This is a genomic window from Agromyces sp. Y575, assembly GCF_059445445.1.
Map to the genome: position 1 here is coordinate 126,449 of NZ_JCAIUI010000001.1, position 15,681 is coordinate 142,129.

At 68.7% G+C, this 15,681-nt stretch carries 15 protein-coding genes; 11 read left to right on the forward strand and 4 right to left on the reverse strand.

The window, feature by feature from the left end:
- Nucleotides 1-9 precede the first annotated feature (9 nt).
- On the forward strand, nt 10-1,068 hold the full coding sequence (locus AC1C2U_RS00655) for a quinone-dependent dihydroorotate dehydrogenase (protein WP_495359795.1): 1,059 nt from the start codon (nt 10-12) through the stop codon (nt 1,066-1,068).
- Nucleotides 1,069-1,086: 18 nt separating this feature from the next.
- Here AC1C2U_RS00655 and AC1C2U_RS00660 read toward each other — a convergent pair whose 3' ends face one another.
- Nucleotides 1,087-2,145 (reverse strand): App1 family protein phosphatidate phosphatase, encoded by a 1,059-nt coding sequence (locus AC1C2U_RS00660; protein ID WP_495359796.1) that lies wholly within the window; start codon nt 2,143-2,145, stop codon nt 1,087-1,089.
- Between the two features lie 105 nt (nt 2,146-2,250).
- Between AC1C2U_RS00660 and AC1C2U_RS00665 the strand changes: the two genes are divergently transcribed.
- From AC1C2U_RS00665 to AC1C2U_RS00685, 5 genes are all read left to right on the forward strand, one after another.
- Nucleotides 2,251-2,913 carry a TetR/AcrR family transcriptional regulator gene (locus AC1C2U_RS00665; protein ID WP_495359797.1) on the forward strand — a complete coding sequence of 221 codons (663 nt, stop codon included), beginning with the start codon at nt 2,251-2,253 and terminating at the stop codon, nt 2,911-2,913.
- A gap of 92 nt (nt 2,914-3,005) precedes the next feature.
- Nucleotides 3,006-3,818, forward strand: a complete 813-nt coding sequence (locus AC1C2U_RS00670) for an ABC transporter ATP-binding protein (RefSeq protein ID WP_495359798.1) — start codon at nt 3,006-3,008, stop codon at nt 3,816-3,818.
- Entirely contained in the window at nt 3,815-4,504 is a 690-nt protein-coding gene (locus AC1C2U_RS00675) for an ABC transporter permease (RefSeq protein WP_495359799.1), read from the forward strand. The genes AC1C2U_RS00670 and AC1C2U_RS00675 overlap by 4 nt, the downstream gene beginning before the upstream one ends.
- A complete protein-coding gene (locus AC1C2U_RS00680; protein WP_495359800.1) occupies nt 4,501-5,244 on the forward strand; it encodes an ABC transporter permease in 744 nt (247 codons plus the stop codon). Before AC1C2U_RS00675 ends, AC1C2U_RS00680 begins: the two co-directional genes overlap by 4 nt.
- Nucleotides 5,241-6,167: an ABC transporter substrate-binding protein gene (locus AC1C2U_RS00685; protein ID WP_495359801.1), complete on the forward strand. Its 927-nt coding sequence runs from the start codon at nt 5,241-5,243 to the stop codon at nt 6,165-6,167. The genes AC1C2U_RS00680 and AC1C2U_RS00685 overlap by 4 nt, the downstream gene beginning before the upstream one ends.
- Here AC1C2U_RS00685 and AC1C2U_RS00690 read toward each other — a convergent pair.
- From AC1C2U_RS00690 to AC1C2U_RS00700, 3 genes are all read right to left on the reverse strand, one after another.
- The gene (locus tag AC1C2U_RS00690) at nt 6,164-6,886 is read right to left on the reverse strand and encodes a DedA family protein (protein WP_495359802.1); all 723 of its coding nucleotides are present in this window, start codon (nt 6,884-6,886) and stop codon (nt 6,164-6,166) included. The two genes, AC1C2U_RS00685 and AC1C2U_RS00690, sit on opposite strands and share 4 nt — an antisense overlap.
- A 121-nt stretch (nt 6,887-7,007) precedes the next feature.
- Nucleotides 7,008-7,943 carry a M56 family metallopeptidase gene (locus AC1C2U_RS00695; protein ID WP_495360817.1) on the reverse strand — a complete coding sequence of 312 codons (936 nt, stop codon included), beginning with the start codon at nt 7,941-7,943 and terminating at the stop codon, nt 7,008-7,010.
- A 2-nt stretch (nt 7,944-7,945) separates the two neighbouring features.
- Entirely contained in the window at nt 7,946-8,320 is a 375-nt protein-coding gene (locus AC1C2U_RS00700; RefSeq protein WP_495359803.1) for a BlaI/MecI/CopY family transcriptional regulator, read from the reverse strand.
- A 111-nt stretch (nt 8,321-8,431) separates the two neighbouring features.
- Here AC1C2U_RS00700 and AC1C2U_RS00705 point away from each other — a divergent pair, with 111 nt between their 5' ends.
- From AC1C2U_RS00705 to pabB, 5 genes are read left to right on the forward strand one after another with little or no spacing between them, the layout of a single operon-like run.
- Nucleotides 8,432-9,844: a cytochrome ubiquinol oxidase subunit I gene (locus AC1C2U_RS00705; RefSeq protein WP_495359804.1), complete on the forward strand. Its 1,413-nt coding sequence runs from the start codon at nt 8,432-8,434 to the stop codon at nt 9,842-9,844.
- A gap of 13 nt (nt 9,845-9,857) precedes the next feature.
- Entirely contained in the window at nt 9,858-10,862 is a 1,005-nt protein-coding gene (gene cydB / locus AC1C2U_RS00710) for a cytochrome d ubiquinol oxidase subunit II (RefSeq protein WP_495359805.1), read from the forward strand.
- 1 nt (nt 10,863) lies between these two features.
- Nucleotides 10,864-12,510: a thiol reductant ABC exporter subunit CydD gene (gene cydD / locus AC1C2U_RS00715; RefSeq protein ID WP_495359806.1), complete on the forward strand. Its 1,647-nt coding sequence runs from the start codon at nt 10,864-10,866 to the stop codon at nt 12,508-12,510.
- Nucleotides 12,503-14,230, forward strand: a complete 1,728-nt coding sequence (gene cydC, locus AC1C2U_RS00720) for a thiol reductant ABC exporter subunit CydC (RefSeq protein WP_495359807.1) — start codon at nt 12,503-12,505, stop codon at nt 14,228-14,230. The genes cydD and cydC overlap by 8 nt, the downstream gene beginning before the upstream one ends.
- 4 nt (nt 14,231-14,234) lie before the next feature.
- Nucleotides 14,235-15,623, forward strand: a complete 1,389-nt coding sequence (gene pabB, locus AC1C2U_RS00725) for an aminodeoxychorismate synthase component I (protein WP_495359808.1) — start codon at nt 14,235-14,237, stop codon at nt 15,621-15,623.
- Nucleotides 15,624-15,681 lie beyond the last annotated feature (58 nt).

Genomic DNA, 15,681 nt, shown 5'->3' on the forward strand with positions numbered 1-15,681 from the left:
GAGTGCGGCATGTATCGACTTCTCTTCTCCGTCTTCCTGTCTCGCATGGACCCTGAAGACGCCCATCACCTCGCATTCCGGGTAATCCGTGCGCTGCCGACGCTGGGGTTCGGAAAACTCGTCGAGCGGGTGACCGCGCCCGATCCCTCGCTCGTCGTCGAGACGCTCGGCCTCAGATTCCCATCGCCGTTCGGCGTCGCGGCCGGCTTCGACAAAGACGGCCTCGCCGTGCGGGGGCTCGGGCAGCTGGGATTCGGGCACGTCGAGGTCGGCACCATCACCTCGATCGCACAGCCCGGCAACCCTCGGCCGAGGCTCTTCCGCCTCGTCGGCGATCGCGCGCTCGTGAATCGCATGGGCTTCAACAACGGCGGTGCGGATGCCGCGGCGGGCCGTCTCTCGCGGCTGTCACGCCGTCGCGACCGCCCGGTCCTGGGCGTGAACATCGGCAAGAGTCGGGTCACCGAGGTCGAAGACGCCGTCGCGGACTACGAACGGAGCGCCCGGGTGCTCGCGCCGTTCGCCGACTATCTCGTGGTCAATGTCAGCTCGCCGAACACCCCCGGCCTTCGCGGCCTGCAGGAGATCGACTCGCTCGCCCCGCTGCTCGAATCGGTGCGTGCGGCCTCAGGGGCGACGCCGCTGCTCGTCAAGATCGCTCCCGACCTCGCCGACTCGGAGATCGTGCGCATCTGCGAGCTCGTGCAACGCCTCGGACTCGACGGCATCATCGCGACGAACACGACGATCTCGCGCGAGGGCCTGCGCGCCGCGGCATCCGTCATCGAGGCCATCGGGGCAGGAGGGCTCTCGGGCGCCCCGCTCGCGGCCCGCTCGCTCGAGGTGCTGCGGCTCATTCGCGGGCAGGTGCCTGCTGAACTCTGCGTCGTCTCTGTCGGCGGTGTCGAGACCGCGACCGACGTGCAAGACCGTCTGGATGCCGGCGCCACCCTGGTGCAGGGCTATTCGGCGTTCATCTACCGTGGGCCGCTCTGGGCGCGTCAGGTGAATCGCGGGCTCGCGAGGTTCGTACGTGACCGCCGGAGTTCCCTCGCTGCACGCGTCTAGGCACCGCGGGTCACTGCACTAGAGCACGCCGATCTCCGCGAGCTGGTCGGCGATCGTCGAGCCGTCGCTCGCCGACACCCACGGCACACCCGCCGCGTGCTGTTCACCCTTTGTGCGACCGCCCGCGAGCACGGCCTCGCCCTTCGAGAGACGCCGGATCGCGATGGCGGCCACCCGGCCGGGATGCTCTGCAGCGAAACGCTCATAGAGCTCTTCATCATGCTGGCCGTCGTCGCCGATCAGCAGCCAGCGCATGTCGGGGAACTCTTCGGCGAGGCGTCGCAGGTTGAGCTCTTTGTGCTCACGGCCGCTTCGGAACCAGCGGTCGTGCGTCGGACCCCAGTCGGTGAGCAGCAACGGGCCCGCGGGATAGAGATTGCGTGACAGGAACCGCGTCAGCGTCGGGGCGACGTTCCAAGCGCCTGTCGAGAGATAGATGACGGGCGAGCCCGGATGCGACCTGACGAGCCGTTCGAAAAGCACAGCCATGCCGGGTGTCGGGATGCGCGCGTGCTCGTCGAGCACGAAGGTGTTCCAGAATGCAACGAACGGCCGGGGGAGCGCGGTGACCATCACGGTGTCGTCGACATCGGAGATGATGCCGAAGTCGACATCGGGGCCGACGATCCAGATGGGCGCTTCGACGACCTCGGATCCTTCGGTGCGGAGAGTCACGCGATGCCAGCCCGGCTCGAGCGACACCGGCACCTTCGTGTCGACGACCCCGCCGCGGTCGGCCAGAACCTCGACGCGCTGGCCGGCGACTTCGATGACCACGGGCACGTCGCCGACGGGCACGCTCGTGAAGCTGCGCCATCCGCGAATGCCCTGTTCGCCCCGGCGGCGGCGGCGCTTGGACCGTTCGTTCGGGTCGACCGGGCGGCTGAGCAGGACGCGGCAGAGCACGCGCACCCACTCGGTCGAGCCGTAGCCGGTGTAGGGCACCACGGTGGGAACGTGTCCTCGACGCCGGGCCCAGCGTTCGCGGATGTCGTGGGCCCAGTCTTCGAGGCGCGCAGCACGATGCCGGACCTGGCGCTCTCGAGATCCGGCCGGAAGGGGGGGACTCGCCGGCATCCACTCAGTCTGTCATGAGGGGGAGTCGCGCCGCGAAACGGGCCGCGGGTGGTCGGAGCGCGCCTGCGGCTCCCGGTAGAGTGGACGCGCAACTGAGGAGGTTCCGTGCCGAATGTCGACCTGATCCTGGGGGCCGATCCGAGCCGGAGGCGCTCGATCCGCACCGAACCGACGCAGCGACGCAGTACGCAGCGGCTCGATGCGCTGCTCGATGCCGCCGCCGAGATCGTCGATGAGTCGGGCTTCGAACGGCTGACCACGCAGATGGTCGCCGAGCGTGCCGGTGCGTCGATCGGCACGGTCTACCGCTATTTCCCCGACCGTGTCGCGGTGCTGCACGCACTGCGAGAGCGATCGATCCGACGATTCCGGGAACGGGTCGCCGATGACTTGGCACGTACTGAACTCGCAAGCTGGTGGCAGGTCGTCGACGTCGCACTCGACGCCTGTGCCGCGATGTACCGCGACGAACCCGGTTTCAGCGTCGTGCACGCGGCGCAGCGCGAGACCGCCGACGGCGATGTCGAGCCCGAGTTCGCCCACCGCATGGCACGGGTGATCGAGGCCGAGTTCGGCGGCGATGCCGACCAGACAGAGCTCCGATTCCGCCTCGGTGTGGCGATCGAACTCGGCGACGCGCTCATCAGCCGCGCCTTCGAGCGCGCGGCGGCCGGCGACGAGCGTTACCTCAACGAGGCGAAGCGCCTCGTGCACGACTACCTCGCCGAACACCTCGGAGAATCCCGCGCCTCCAGCAACGCCGCCTGACTTGCCCGGGGCGCGTGCGTTGCCTCTCCGCCGAAATGGTGTTTGGCTTGAAACCGTGCCGGGCGAACGCCGGGCCGGGGATGAGGCACAGCATGATCGAGTTCCGGGGCGTCACGAAGCAGTTCCCCGACGGTACGGTCGCGGTGGCGGGAGTGGACATCGCCATCCCGCCGCGCAAGACGACGGTGCTCGTCGGGTCCTCGGGCTCTGGCAAGACGACCCTTCTGCGGATGATCAACCGAATGGTCGACCCGACCTCGGGCCAGGTGCTCATCGACGGAACGGATGTCGCAACCCTCGACCCCGTCTCGCTTCGCCGCGGCATCGGCTACGTCATGCAGAATTCCGGTCTGCTGCCGCATCGCAAGGTGATCGACAACGTCGCGACGGTGCCGCTGCTGCGCGGTGAGAAGAAGCGCGAGGCGCATGCGCATGCTCTCGAACTGCTCGATACGGTCGGACTCGATCGCTCGCTCGCCGACAAGTACCCGAGTCAGCTCTCGGGTGGGCAGCAGCAGCGGGTTGGCGTCGCCCGCGGCCTCGCGGTCGACCCGAACATTCTGCTGATGGACGAGCCGTTCGGTGCGGTCGACCCGATCGTGCGCGCCGAGCTGCAGCAGGAGTTGCTGCGCCTGCAGGGGGAGCTCGGCAAGACCGTCGTGTTCGTGACGCACGACATCGACGAGGCGTTCCTCCTCGGCGACCAGGTCGTGATCATGCAGCACGGCGGCCAGATCTCGCAGGCGGCGTCGCCGGCCGAGATCCTCGCGAACCCGGCCGACGAGTTCGTCGCGGACTTCGTCGGCGCGAATCGTGGCAAACGTGCCCTGCACCTGACTGAGGTCGATGGGCGCCGGCTCGTCGTCGACGCCGACGGTCGCCCGGCTGGAGTGCTCGCCTCGTGAACTGGCTCTGGTCGAATCTCGACCTGGTCGGCGAGCTGACGCTCACGCACCTCGCGTTGTCGGTGCCGGCGATCATACTGAGCTTCGTGGTCTCAGTGCCGATCGGCTGGCTCGCGCACCGCTACCGATGGTCGCGGGGGGTGCTGCTCGCTCTCTGTGCGCTGCTCTACGCGATTCCATCGCTCGCGCTCTTCATCGCCCTGCCGGCGCTCACCGGTCTCGGGCTGCGTTCGCCGGTCAACCTCGTGATCGCCCTGACGCTCTACGGTGTCGCCGTCATCGTGCGCACCTCGGCCGATGCGTTCGACTCGGTCGACCGCGACATCCGCCAGTCGGCCACCGCGGTCGGGTATTCGCCGGTAGGCCGGTTCTGGGGCGTCGAGCTGCCGTTGGCCGGCCCCGTGCTGCTGTCGGGGCTTCGGGTCGTCGTGGTCAGCACGGTGAGCCTTGCGACGGTGGGAGCGGTGATCGGCGTGCGGAGCCTCGGCACCCTCTTCACCGACGGATTCCAACGAGGCATCCAGATCGAGATCTTCACCGGCATCGTCGCGACGATCGTGGTCGCGCTCGTGCTCGACTGGCTCTGCGTGGTCGCCGGCCGGATGCTCATGCCGTGGTCGCGCAGCGACACGACGAGGTCGCGCGCCTCGTCGGCAGCGCTCGTGAAGCAGGCGGATGCCGCATGAACCTCATCATCGACGGCATCGCCTGGATCCTCGACCCGGCCAATTGGGTGGGAGTCGGCAGCATCCCGCAGCGCCTCTGGGAGCACCTGTGGATCTCGGCCGTCGTGCTCGTCATCGCTTCGGCGATCGCCCTCCCCATCGGAGCGTTCATCGGACACACCGGCCGGGGCCGGGAACTCGCGGTCAGGGTCTCGGGCGGGCTCCGAGCATTGCCGACCCTCGGCATGCTCACGCTCTTCGGTCTGTGGCTCGGCATCGGCCTCGGGGCCCCGATCATCGCCCTCGTCATCCTCGCCGTGCCGCCGTTGCTCGCCGGAGCCTACGCCGGCTTCGAATCGGTCGACCGGCGCACGATCGACGCAGCGCGCGCCATGGGCATGCGCGAATCGCAGCTCGTCGGCAAGGTCGAGGTGCCGCTCGGCATGCCGATCATCGTTGGTGGCATCCGCTCGGCGACGCTGCAGATCATCGCGACGGCGACGCTCGCCGCCTACATCGCCGATGACGGACTCGGCCGGTTCATCTTCGCGGGGTTGAAGACGCGCGACTATGCCGAGATGCTCGGCGGATCGATCCTCGTCATCCTCCTCGCCCTCATCGTCGACGGCGTCTTCGCGATCACGCAACGACTCGTGGTGCCCGCCGGCGTGCGTGCGACCCGAACCAGAGAGCTCCGCTCGCGGCCGACCCGGCCTCGAGCGGTCGTGGGGCAACCCATCATCGAAGGGAATCGAGAATGAATACAAAAGGAAAAGGCCGGCTCGCTGCCCTCGCAGCAGTCGCGGTCGGGGCGACAGTGGCCCTGGCAGGGTGCGCGTCGGGCGATCCGCTGGACAGCGGATCGGGAGGCGGCGACGCTTCGTCTGAGACGATCGTCGTCGGCTCGCAGGACTACTACTCCAACGAGATCATCGCCGAGATCTACGCGCAGGCGCTCGAGGAGAACGGCTACACGGTCGATCGGCAGCTCCGCATCGGACAGCGCGAGGTGTACATCCCCGAGATCGAGAGCGGGGAGATCGACGTCTTCCCCGAGTACACGGGCAACCTCCTCCAGTTCTACGTACCCGACACCACCGCCACGACGAGCGACGACGTCTACGCCGAGCTCGAAACCTCGCTGCCCGAGGGCCTTCGGGTGCTCGACCAGTCGCCGGCGACGGATCAGGATTCGTACAACGTCACCAAGGAGTTCTCCGAGACCAACGGCGTGACGAGCCTGGCCGATCTCGCGAAGGTGACGACTCCGTTGACGCTCGGCGGCAACTCCGAGCTGGAGACGCGTCCCTACGGTCCCGACGGGCTGAAAGAGGTCTACGGCGTCGAGGTCGGGTTCACGCCGATCGAAGACAGCGGTGGACCGCTGACGCTCAAGGCACTCGTCGACAACCAGGTGCAGCTCGTGAACATCTACAGCGCCGACCCGAACATCAAGGCCAACGACCTCGTCACCCTCGAAGACCCTGAAGGTCTCTTCCTGGCGTCGAACGTCGTGCCCGTTGTCAGCGAGAAGGTGACCGATGAGATCGCGGAGGTGCTCAACACCGTGAGCGCCGCGCTCACCCCCGAAGACCTCGTCGCGCTCAACTCGCTGAGCGTGAACGAACAGCAATCGGCCGACGAGATCGCGAAGAACTGGCTGGCCGAGAAGGCCCTCTTCTAACGATTCGCGTCGAGATTCGAGGGGTCGGATGCTGCGGCATCCGGCCCTTCCTCGTCGACGGGCGCCGTCGCGTCCGTCGACGCTGCAGCCATGTGCTTCGACTCGGAACGCACCAAGAGCTTCTTCACACCCCAAGCCGCGAACAGGAATACAGCGATGACTCCGACGAACAGGTAGCCGGCCCAATGCAATTCGCGGCTGAGCTCGCGGTAGCTGCCCGCCGCCAGCCAGCCGACGGTGACATAGGCGAAGGCCCAGACGACGCACGCTGGGAGAGTCCAGGCCATGAAGCGCCGGTAGCGCATCGAGCTCATGCCGACCGTGAGCGGGATGAGCGAGTGCAAGACGGGGAGAAAGCGGGAGATGAACACCGCGGGTCCGCCGCGGCGATCGAGATAGCGCTGGGCGCGATCCCAGTTCTCGTCGCCGATCTTGCGCCCGACCCACGAGCGATGGATATGCGGGCCGAACCAGCGGCCGAGGGCGAATCCGATGCTCTCGCCGATGAGGGCGCCGATGACGACGGTGATCGTGAGGGCGAAGTACTCGCCGAGCCCTTCGACGGCTGTCGACGCCACGATCACGATCGTGTCGCCGGGTACGATGAGGCCGATCAGCACCGAAGTCTCGAGCAGCATGCCGAGCCCGGCGAGCAGGGTGCGTGCGATCGGGTCGACGGCCTGGACGGTGTCGAGGATCCAGTCGAGGAGCTCGTTCATCGTTCGAGCGTAGCGAGGCGCGCTGAGCGCCCGCATCAGTCTGCGGGGTGATTCCGGGTCGCCGAAACCCGTACCGTAGTCGGGGTCGACGGCGCGCGAATCGACGTGTGCGGGGCCGGCGCTACGAGAACGAGCCGAGCGTGGCGAACAGTGACACGATCGGAATCGCGATGATCAGCACCGCGGCCCCGACGACCATTCCGCGGAAAGCGCCGCTCGGCCGACGGCCGGCCTCGCCGAGGCGGGAGAGCCTGGCTTCGAGCATCGCGATGTCGGGGATCACGCCGCCGGACTCGGCGTACGCCCCCGGCTCGCCGCCGCTACCGACCTGCAGCATCGCCCGCCGGAGGGCGTCGTCGCCCGCCGCCAGTCGGGCTTGATCGTCGGCGAGCATCTCCGCGAGCAAAGCGACTGAACGCTCGGCGCGATTGGCGATCGGGAACCACGGCAACGCAGTGTGCCACGCACGGAACGCGAGCAGCACGAGGTGATGCAACTGGTCGAGGTGCGCCCGTTCGTGAGCGATGACGGCGCGCAGCTCCGACTCGTCGAGTGCGTCGATGAGTCCCTCGGTGAGCACGGTCGCCGTGCGGATGCCGGGCACGCAGTAGGCGAGCGGCAACGGGTGGGCGAGCACCCGGGTACGAGGTTCCCCGGGCATCGGATCGCCGAGGATGTCGATGAGCTGGTGCTGTCGGCGACGCTCTCGTTCGGCGCGCACCCCGGTGAGCGCCAGGGTGAGCGCGAGGTGCACGGCGAGACCGGCGGCGAGGGTGAGCGCGGCGAGATGCACCACCCCGAATCCTGGGGGGATCGGTCCCACGAACAGGTGCGGAAGGAGTGCGGCGGCCGCAGCGAGCAGGGAGCCCTCTGGGGAGGCGCCGAAGACCAGCAGGCTGCCGATCATCGAAAGCCCGCCGCCGAGGGCGATGGCCTGCCACAGGGCGAGCGCGGTCGCGGGGGATCGGGAGGGCCAGGCTGCCCGGGAGAGCGCGACTGGAATGGGCCAGGCGAGCAGGAGCGCGAACCCGCCGAGCAGTGCAGCGACGGCGAGCATGGTCAAGATCGGGAGAGCTCGTCGAGGAGTCGTCGCAGCGTCGCGGCCTCGCCGGCGCTCACGGTGCCGACGAAACGAGCGAGGGCCGCGTCGCGGTCGCTCGAACGATCGAGCACCTCGTGCATGAGCTCTGCGGTGTGCTCTTCGCGGGTCAGGAGGGCTCGGTAGCGGTGCGGCCGGGTGTCGCGCGCGCGGGTGACGAACCCCTTGCGCTCGAGGCGCGACAGAACCGTGAGCACCGTCGTCGTGGCGACGGCGCGGCCGGGCTCACCATCGCGGAGCGCGAGCGCGTCGCGAAGATCATTGGCGGTAAGTGCGGCGTCGCGCGACCACAGCAGCTCCATCACGGAGCGCTCCAGTTCGCCGAGACTCGCCATGCCTCCAGACTACCGTCGCGGAGCGAAATGTTCTACGCTCTGTAGAAGAATCTTCTACGCGACGTAGAACGAACGATGGTCGCGACGTGATCGCGTGTGAAAGGTGCATCCGTGAACGAGCTGCTCGACCCGCTGCTCCTGGCCCGATGGCAGTTCGGGCTCACCACCGTCTACCACTTCCTGTTCGTTCCGATCACGATCGGTCTCGCGACCTCGGCGGCCATCTTCCAGACCGCGTGGTACCGCACCGGCAAGCTCGAATACCTTCGCATCACGCGCTTCTTCGGCACGATCTTCCTCATCAACTTCGCCATGGGCGTCGTGACGGGCATCGTGCAGGAGTTCCAGTTCGGCATGAACTGGTCGGAGTACTCGCGATTCGTCGGCGACGTCTTCGGCGCACCGCTCGCCCTCGAGGGACTGCTCGCGTTCTTCCTCGAAGCGACCTTCATCGGCATCTGGATCTTCGGTTGGAATCGCCTGCCGAGGGCCTTGCACCTCGCGAGCATCTGGATCGTCGCGGTCGGCACGATCCTGTCGGCGTACTTCATCCTCGCCGCGAATGCGTTCATGCAGAACCCGGTCGGCTTCCAGTTGAACGAAGAACGCGGGCGCGCCGAGCTCGTCGACATCTGGGCGCTCCTGACGAACCCCGTGGCGCTCGCGGCCTTCCCGCACACGATCGCGGCGAGCTTCATGGTCGGCGCCGGTCTCATCATCTCTGCTGCCGCATGGCACCTCGCGCGCAATCAGCATCTCGACACGATGCGGCCTGCGCTGAAGTTCGGCCTCTGGACGATGGTGATTGCGGGCGTACTCACGGTCGTGTTCGGCGACCAGCTGAGCCTCGCGATGGTCGCGACTCAGCCGATGAAGATGGCCGCGGCCGAAGCCGCCTTCAATACGGTCTGCGGCGCGGATGCCTCGTTCTCGCTCTTCACGCTCGGCACCCCCGACGGATCGAGTGAGCTCTTCTCGATTCGGGTGCCGTACCTGCTGTCGCTCCTCTCGACGCACAGCTTCGACGGATGCGTCGAGGGCATCAACGACCTCCAGGCCCAGTATCAAGTGCTGTTCGGGCCCGGCGACTACGCGCCGATCCTCTGGGTGACGTACTGGTCGTTCCGTTGGATGATGGGCCTCGGGTTCCTGCACATCTTCGTCGCCCTCGTCGGCCTGTGGCTCACCCGCAAGGGTCGTATGCCGAAGCAGGCATGGGTTTGGAAGGCGGCGGTCTGGAGCTTCCCGTTCTCGCTCGCCGCGATGATCTTCGGCTGGGTCTTCACCGAGATGGGCCGGCAACCCTGGATCGTCTTCAGCCAGCTCTTCACGGAATCCGCGGTGTCTCCGAACGTCTCCGGTCTCGACGTGCTCATCTCGCTCATCGCCTTCACCTTGATCTACGGCGCCTTGGCGGTCGTCGAGTTCAAGCTCGTCATCCGCGCGATCAAGACGGGCCCGCCGGAACTGGCGGAACCCGACCCCGAGACGGGGCGCGTCGAACAACCCACCACGGTGTACTAGGAGGAATGCGCACATGGATCTCTCGGTGCTCTGGTTCTGGATCGTCGCCTTCCTGTTCGTCGGCTACTTCGTACTCGACGGCTTCGACTTCGGCGTCGGCATGTCCCTGCCGTTCCTCGGCAGGGACGAGACCGACCGTCGCGTGCTGATCAACACGATCGGCCCCGTGTGGGACCTCAACGAGACCTGGGTGATCGTCGCCGGCGCCTGTCTCTTCGCGGCGTTCCCCGAGTGGTACGCGACCCTCTTCTCCGGGTTCTATCTCGCCCTCCTCCTGATCCTGCTCGCGCTCATCGCTCGCGGCGTCTCGTTCGAGTACCGTCACCAGCGTCCCGAAGCTGCGTGGAAGCGACGCTTCGACTGGATGATCATCGTCGGCAGCGCGGTGCCTGCGCTTCTCTGGGGTGTCGCGTTCGCGAACATCGTGCAGGGCGTGCCGCTCGATGCCGACCACAACTACATCGGCAGCTTCTTCGACCTGCTGAACCCGTACGCGCTGCTCGGCGGAGTGACGACACTGCTCTTGTTCTTCACGCACGGCGTGGTGTTCGTCGCGTTGAAGACCGACGGCGACATCCGCGGCCGGGCACGGCGGCTCGCGACGAGGGCCGGCGCGCTCACCGTGCTCGTCGCGGCGTGTTTCCTCGTGTGGACCGGCTTCGCATTCGGCTCCACCTGGTTCTGGATCCTCGCTGTCATCGCTGCGATCGCGCTCATCGGCTCCTGGGTTGCGAACGTTCGCGGAGCCGAGGGGTGGGCGTTCACGCTCATGGCCGTCACGATCGCGGCCGCCGTGTTCGCGCTGTTCGCCTCGCTCTTCCCCGACGTCATGCCGGCCTCGAACGATCCGGCGAACAGCCTGACGATCGCCTACGCCTCGTCGACGCCGTACACGCTCACGGTCATGACGTGGACCGCGGTGATCTTCCTGCCGCTCATCCTCGCGTACCAGGGCTGGACCTACTGGATCTTCCGCAAGCGTGTGATGCGCACGCACATCGAGGCGGCGGCGCACTGACGTGAAACCTCTCGACCCGAGGCTCGTGCGACGTTCGCGGGCGGCGCGCCGATTCCTGCTCGCGGGCGGCGTGCTGGCGTTGGTCCAGGCGCTTGCGATCATCGCGTTCGCCTGGGCGCTCGCGACCCTCGTCGCCGGGATCATCGGCGGGATGGCCTGGGCGGATGCCACTGCACCACTGACCGTCCTCGCCGCTGCGGTCGCGGCTCGCGCCCTCGCCGCCTGGCTCTGGGAGTGGACCGGATCAGCCGGCGCGATGCGTGTGAAGGGCGAGTTGCGCACGGAACTGCTCGCCGGGATCGAGCGCCGCCCGGGCGGACTGCCCGGATTCCCGACCTCGCGCATCGCCACGTTGCTCGGCCCCGGACTCGACGCACTCGACGAGTACTTCGGGCGGTACTTGCCGCAGCTCGTGCTCACCGCCGTCGCGACGCCGCTCCTGATCGCGGCCGTCTGGATCACGGACTGGCTGTCGGGGCTGATCCTCGTGATCGTTCTCCCGCTCGTCCCGGTCTTCATGGCGCTCATCGGTCTGGCGACCGAGGCCGTGCAGCGTCGCCAGTGGACGAGCCTGCAGTCCCTCTCGCGCGGCTTCCTCGAGGTCGTCGGCGGCCTGTCGACGCTCATGCTCTACGGCCGGGCCGAGCGGCAGACCCGGCGGATCCGTCAGGTGACCGACGACTACCGCGTGCACACCATGAAGGTGTTGCGCGTCACCTTCCTCTCGAGCTTCACTCTCGAACTCGCGGCCAGCCTCTCGGTGGCGCTCGTCGCCGTCTCGATCGGCCTGCGGCTCGTCGCCGGTGACATGACGCTCGCTTCGGGGCTTCTCGCGCTCGTACTCGCCCCCGAGGTCTTCTTGCCGCTGCGAAACGTCGGAGCGGCATTCCACGCATCCGCCGCGGGCGTCGAGGCGTCGCGAGATGCGTTCGACCTCTTCGAGGCCACGGATGCCACGGGGCGCGCGGAGCAGTCGGCGCACGGGTCGTTCGCTCCCGCGATCGTCGGCGCGGGCCTGCACGTGCGGGGACTCGGCGTGCGCCTCGACGATCGCGAGATCGTCAGCGGGTTGGACTTCGATGCGGGGCCGGGGGAGATCCTCGCCATCGCCGGGGAGAGCGGCGTCGGCAAGTCGAGCGTGCTCCGGGCGCTGCTCGGGTTCGTTCCCGCCTCAGGGAGCGTCACGCTGGACGACGCCCCATTCGACGCCGGTGCGCGACCGTCTGATCGCGGCAGGCTCGCCTGGGCCGGACAGACGCCGACGCTGCTCGCCGGAACCGTCGCCGCGAACGTGCGGCTCGGTGACGAACACGCCGATCCATTGCTGCTCGGCGAGGCGCTCCGACTCGGCGGCGTCGACGTCGCTCCCGAGCTCGAGCTCGGTGCGGGCGGTTCCGGCCTGTCCGGCGGCCAGTCGCAACGAGTTGCGACGGCCAGGGCGATGCACCGTCTGCTCGCCCGCAGCGCGCCGTTGTTGTTGCTCGATGAGCCGAGCTCTGCACTTGACGAGCGGCGGGAGGCCGAGCTCGTTGGGCACCTGCGGGAGATCGCAGCAAGGGGGCACACCGTCGTCGTCGCCACGCACCGCCCGGCCCTCCTCCACGCGGCCGACCGCGTCGTGACCCTCACGGCGGTGGCGCATGTCTGATCGCACGCGCTCGGTGATGCGACGCGCCGTGCCTGCGCCGAAGCGGCTCGCGTTGCCGGTGCTGCTCGGAGTCGCCTCCGCCGGGTCGACCATCGCGTTGCTCGCCTGCTCGGCGTGGTTGATCGCGCGCGCGGCTGAACAGCCGCCGGTGCTCTACCTCCAGCTCGGCATCGTCGGGGTTCGGGCGTTCGCGCTCGGACGCGCCACGTTCCGCTACCTCGAGCGCCTGACCGGCCACGACGCCTCGTTCCGGCAGCTCGCGAGTATCAGGGTGGGCATCTTCGGGCGGATGCTCCCGCTTGCACCCGACGGGCTGCGCACCAGCCGTCGCGGTGAGCTGCTCTCGCGCTTCGTGGGCGATGTCGACGAACTGCAGAACGTCACCTTGCGGGCCGTTCAGCCGGTCGTGAGCGCGGTACTCGTGCTCATCGCCGCGGTCACGGCGCTGGCGATGCTCGCACCGGCGGCCGCCATAGCCATCGGCGTGGTTCTCGTCATCGGACTCCTCGTCGCACTCCTGGCCGAGCGCACTGCAGCGGGCCGGGCCGAGCGTTCGATCGCGCCTCTGCGCGGCGCGCTGCAGGCGGCGGTCGTCGACCACGTACAGGCGCTCGACGTGCTGGTCGCCTTCGACGCAGCGAGCGACGACCGGTCGCGCATTCGGGCGATCGGCGTCGACCTCGAACGAGCCACCCGAACCCGAACGGCGTCTGCCGGTGCGGCTGCGGCGGTCGTGACGGCCATCGGCGGCTTCGCGACGCTCGCGAGTCTGCTCGTGGCCTGGCCGGTGTTCGCAGCGGGCGGCATCGACGGGCCCGAGTTCGCGGTGCTCTGTCTCGTGCCCCTCGCGATCGCCGAGGTCGCGGGTGCCATTCCCGTCGGGCTGGCCGCGTGGCGCGTCGCGCGCGTGAGTGCCGCGCGGGTCGCCGACGTCGTACCCGATTCGGTGCCGCCGGAGATTCCCGTCGCCCCGGCGGCTCCGCTCGCGGTTCGGTCGGAGCCGCACGACGGCCGACGAGAGCCCGATCGGTCGGGCCCGGGAGCGGGTTCGCGCGTGGGGCCGCCGGCGATCGAGCTGCGCGAGATCAGGGCGTCGTGGCCAGGAGGGCCCGCCGCCCTCGACGGACTCGATCTCACGCTCGCGCCGGGGGAACGGCTTCTCGTGCAGGGTGAGTCGGGCTCGGGCAAGACGACGCTCGCGCACGTCCTCGTGCGCTTCCTCGAGTACCACGGTTCGTACCGGCTCGACGGAGTCGAGGCGCGAGCGCTCGACCCCGTCGAGGTGCGGCGCACCGTCGGCCTCGTCGAACAACGTCCGTGGCTCTTCGACGAGGACATCAGGCAGAACCTCCTCTTCGCTCGCGAGACGGCGAGCGACGAGGAGCTGCTCGACGTGCTCGACCGGGTCGGTCTCGCCGATTGGGTCGCCGAACGCGGTGGCCTCGATGCACGGGTGGGGGAGCGCGGTGCGCTCGTCTCGGGTGGACAGGCGCAGCGCATAGCCCTCGCGCGGGCGATGCTCGCCCGATTCCCGGTGCTCGTGCTCGACGAGCCGACCGCGAACGTCGACCCCGACCGGGCCGGCGCGCTGCTCACCGAGATGCTCGGCGCAGCCGGAGCGGAACGCAGTGTCGTGCTCATCGCGCATGCCGGCGTCGACCCCGCGCTGGTCGATCGTCGCATCGAGATCCGCGACGGCCGGGCGCTCGACCTAGGCTGAGGGGATGCCCTGCCGCATCCGGAGCCTCGCGCTGGCGAGCTGGCGCGACCCCGCGCAGGCCTTCAGTGCGTTCGCCTCCGAAGCGCACACCGCCGTGTGGCTCGACGGTGGCCCTGGTGCGGTGGCCGGCTCGAGCGTCATCGCCTGGGCGCATGGCGACAGCACGCTGCTCGTGGGGGATGACCCGCCCGCCACGGTCTATGCGGAACTCGGCGCTGCGCTCGGCGACGAGGTCGTCGATGCCCGCGCCGAGGTCGGCTCGCCGTCTCCACTCGGCTGGATCGGATGGTTCGGCTATGAGTTCGGCACCCGCACGGCGGGCCTGCCGTTCGATCGTGCAGAGACGCCGGATGCTGCATTCCTCTTCGCCGACCGTGCGATCGTGTTCGATCATGCCGCCGGCTCGGTGCGTCTCGAGTGGCTCGAGTGGCTCGAGACGAGCGACTCCGCCGCAGCGCAGGAGTGGGCTGAGGGTGCCGCCGAGGCCTTCGCGCTGCTGCCCGCTGAGGTGAACACGGAAGCCGAACCCCCGCCGTCCCCGGCATCCGCACGGCCCGCATCGCACTGGCGCCACACCCCGGCCGAGTACGCCCGCCTGATCGCGGCATGCCAGGCCGCGATCACCCGCGGCGACGCGTATCAATTGTGTCTCACCAATCGCATCGACGTCGACGTCCGCCCCGATCCGCTCGAGACCTACCTGCGGCTTCGGCGCACGAGCCCGAGCCACCACGGGGGTTACCTGCGTTTCGGCGACACCGCGCTGCTCAGCGCCTCGCCAGAGCAGTTCCTGCGCGTCGAATCGAGCGGCTCGGTGTCGACGAAGCCCATGAAGGGCACCCGGCCGCGGAGCGCGGACCCGATCCTCGACGAGGCGCTGCGTCGGGACCTCGTCGAGAGCGAGAAGGAACGCGCCGAGAACCTCATGATCGTCGACCTCATGCGCAACGACCTCGGACGCGTCGCCGAGCTCGGCAGCGTCGAGGTGCCAGCGCTCCTCGACGTGGAGGAGTACGCCCACGTGCACCAGCTCGTCTCGACGGTCACGGCGCAGTTGCGACATCCGCTCACTGCGCTCGATGTGGTCGAGTCGGCGTTCCCGGCCGGCTCGATGACGGGAGCGCCGAAGCACAGCGCGATGACGATTCTGCACGAGCTCGAAGCGGGGCCGCGTGGCGTGTACTCGGGGGTCTTCGGGTATCTCGGGGTCGACGGCGGCGCCGACCTCGCGATGGTGATCCGCTCGATCGTGCTGACGCCGAAGGGTGCGAGCATCGGCACGGGAGGGGGCATCACGGCGTTGTCGGTCGCGGCCGAGGAGATCGAGGAGACGCGCATCAAGGCGAGGGCGCTGCTCGCCGTGCTGGGCGCGGATCTGCCGGTCGCGGAGTGAGTAGGCTTGATCTCCGAGTGCGCCGCGGTGCGGCGTGCCCGGAAGCCCCCGAGCGACA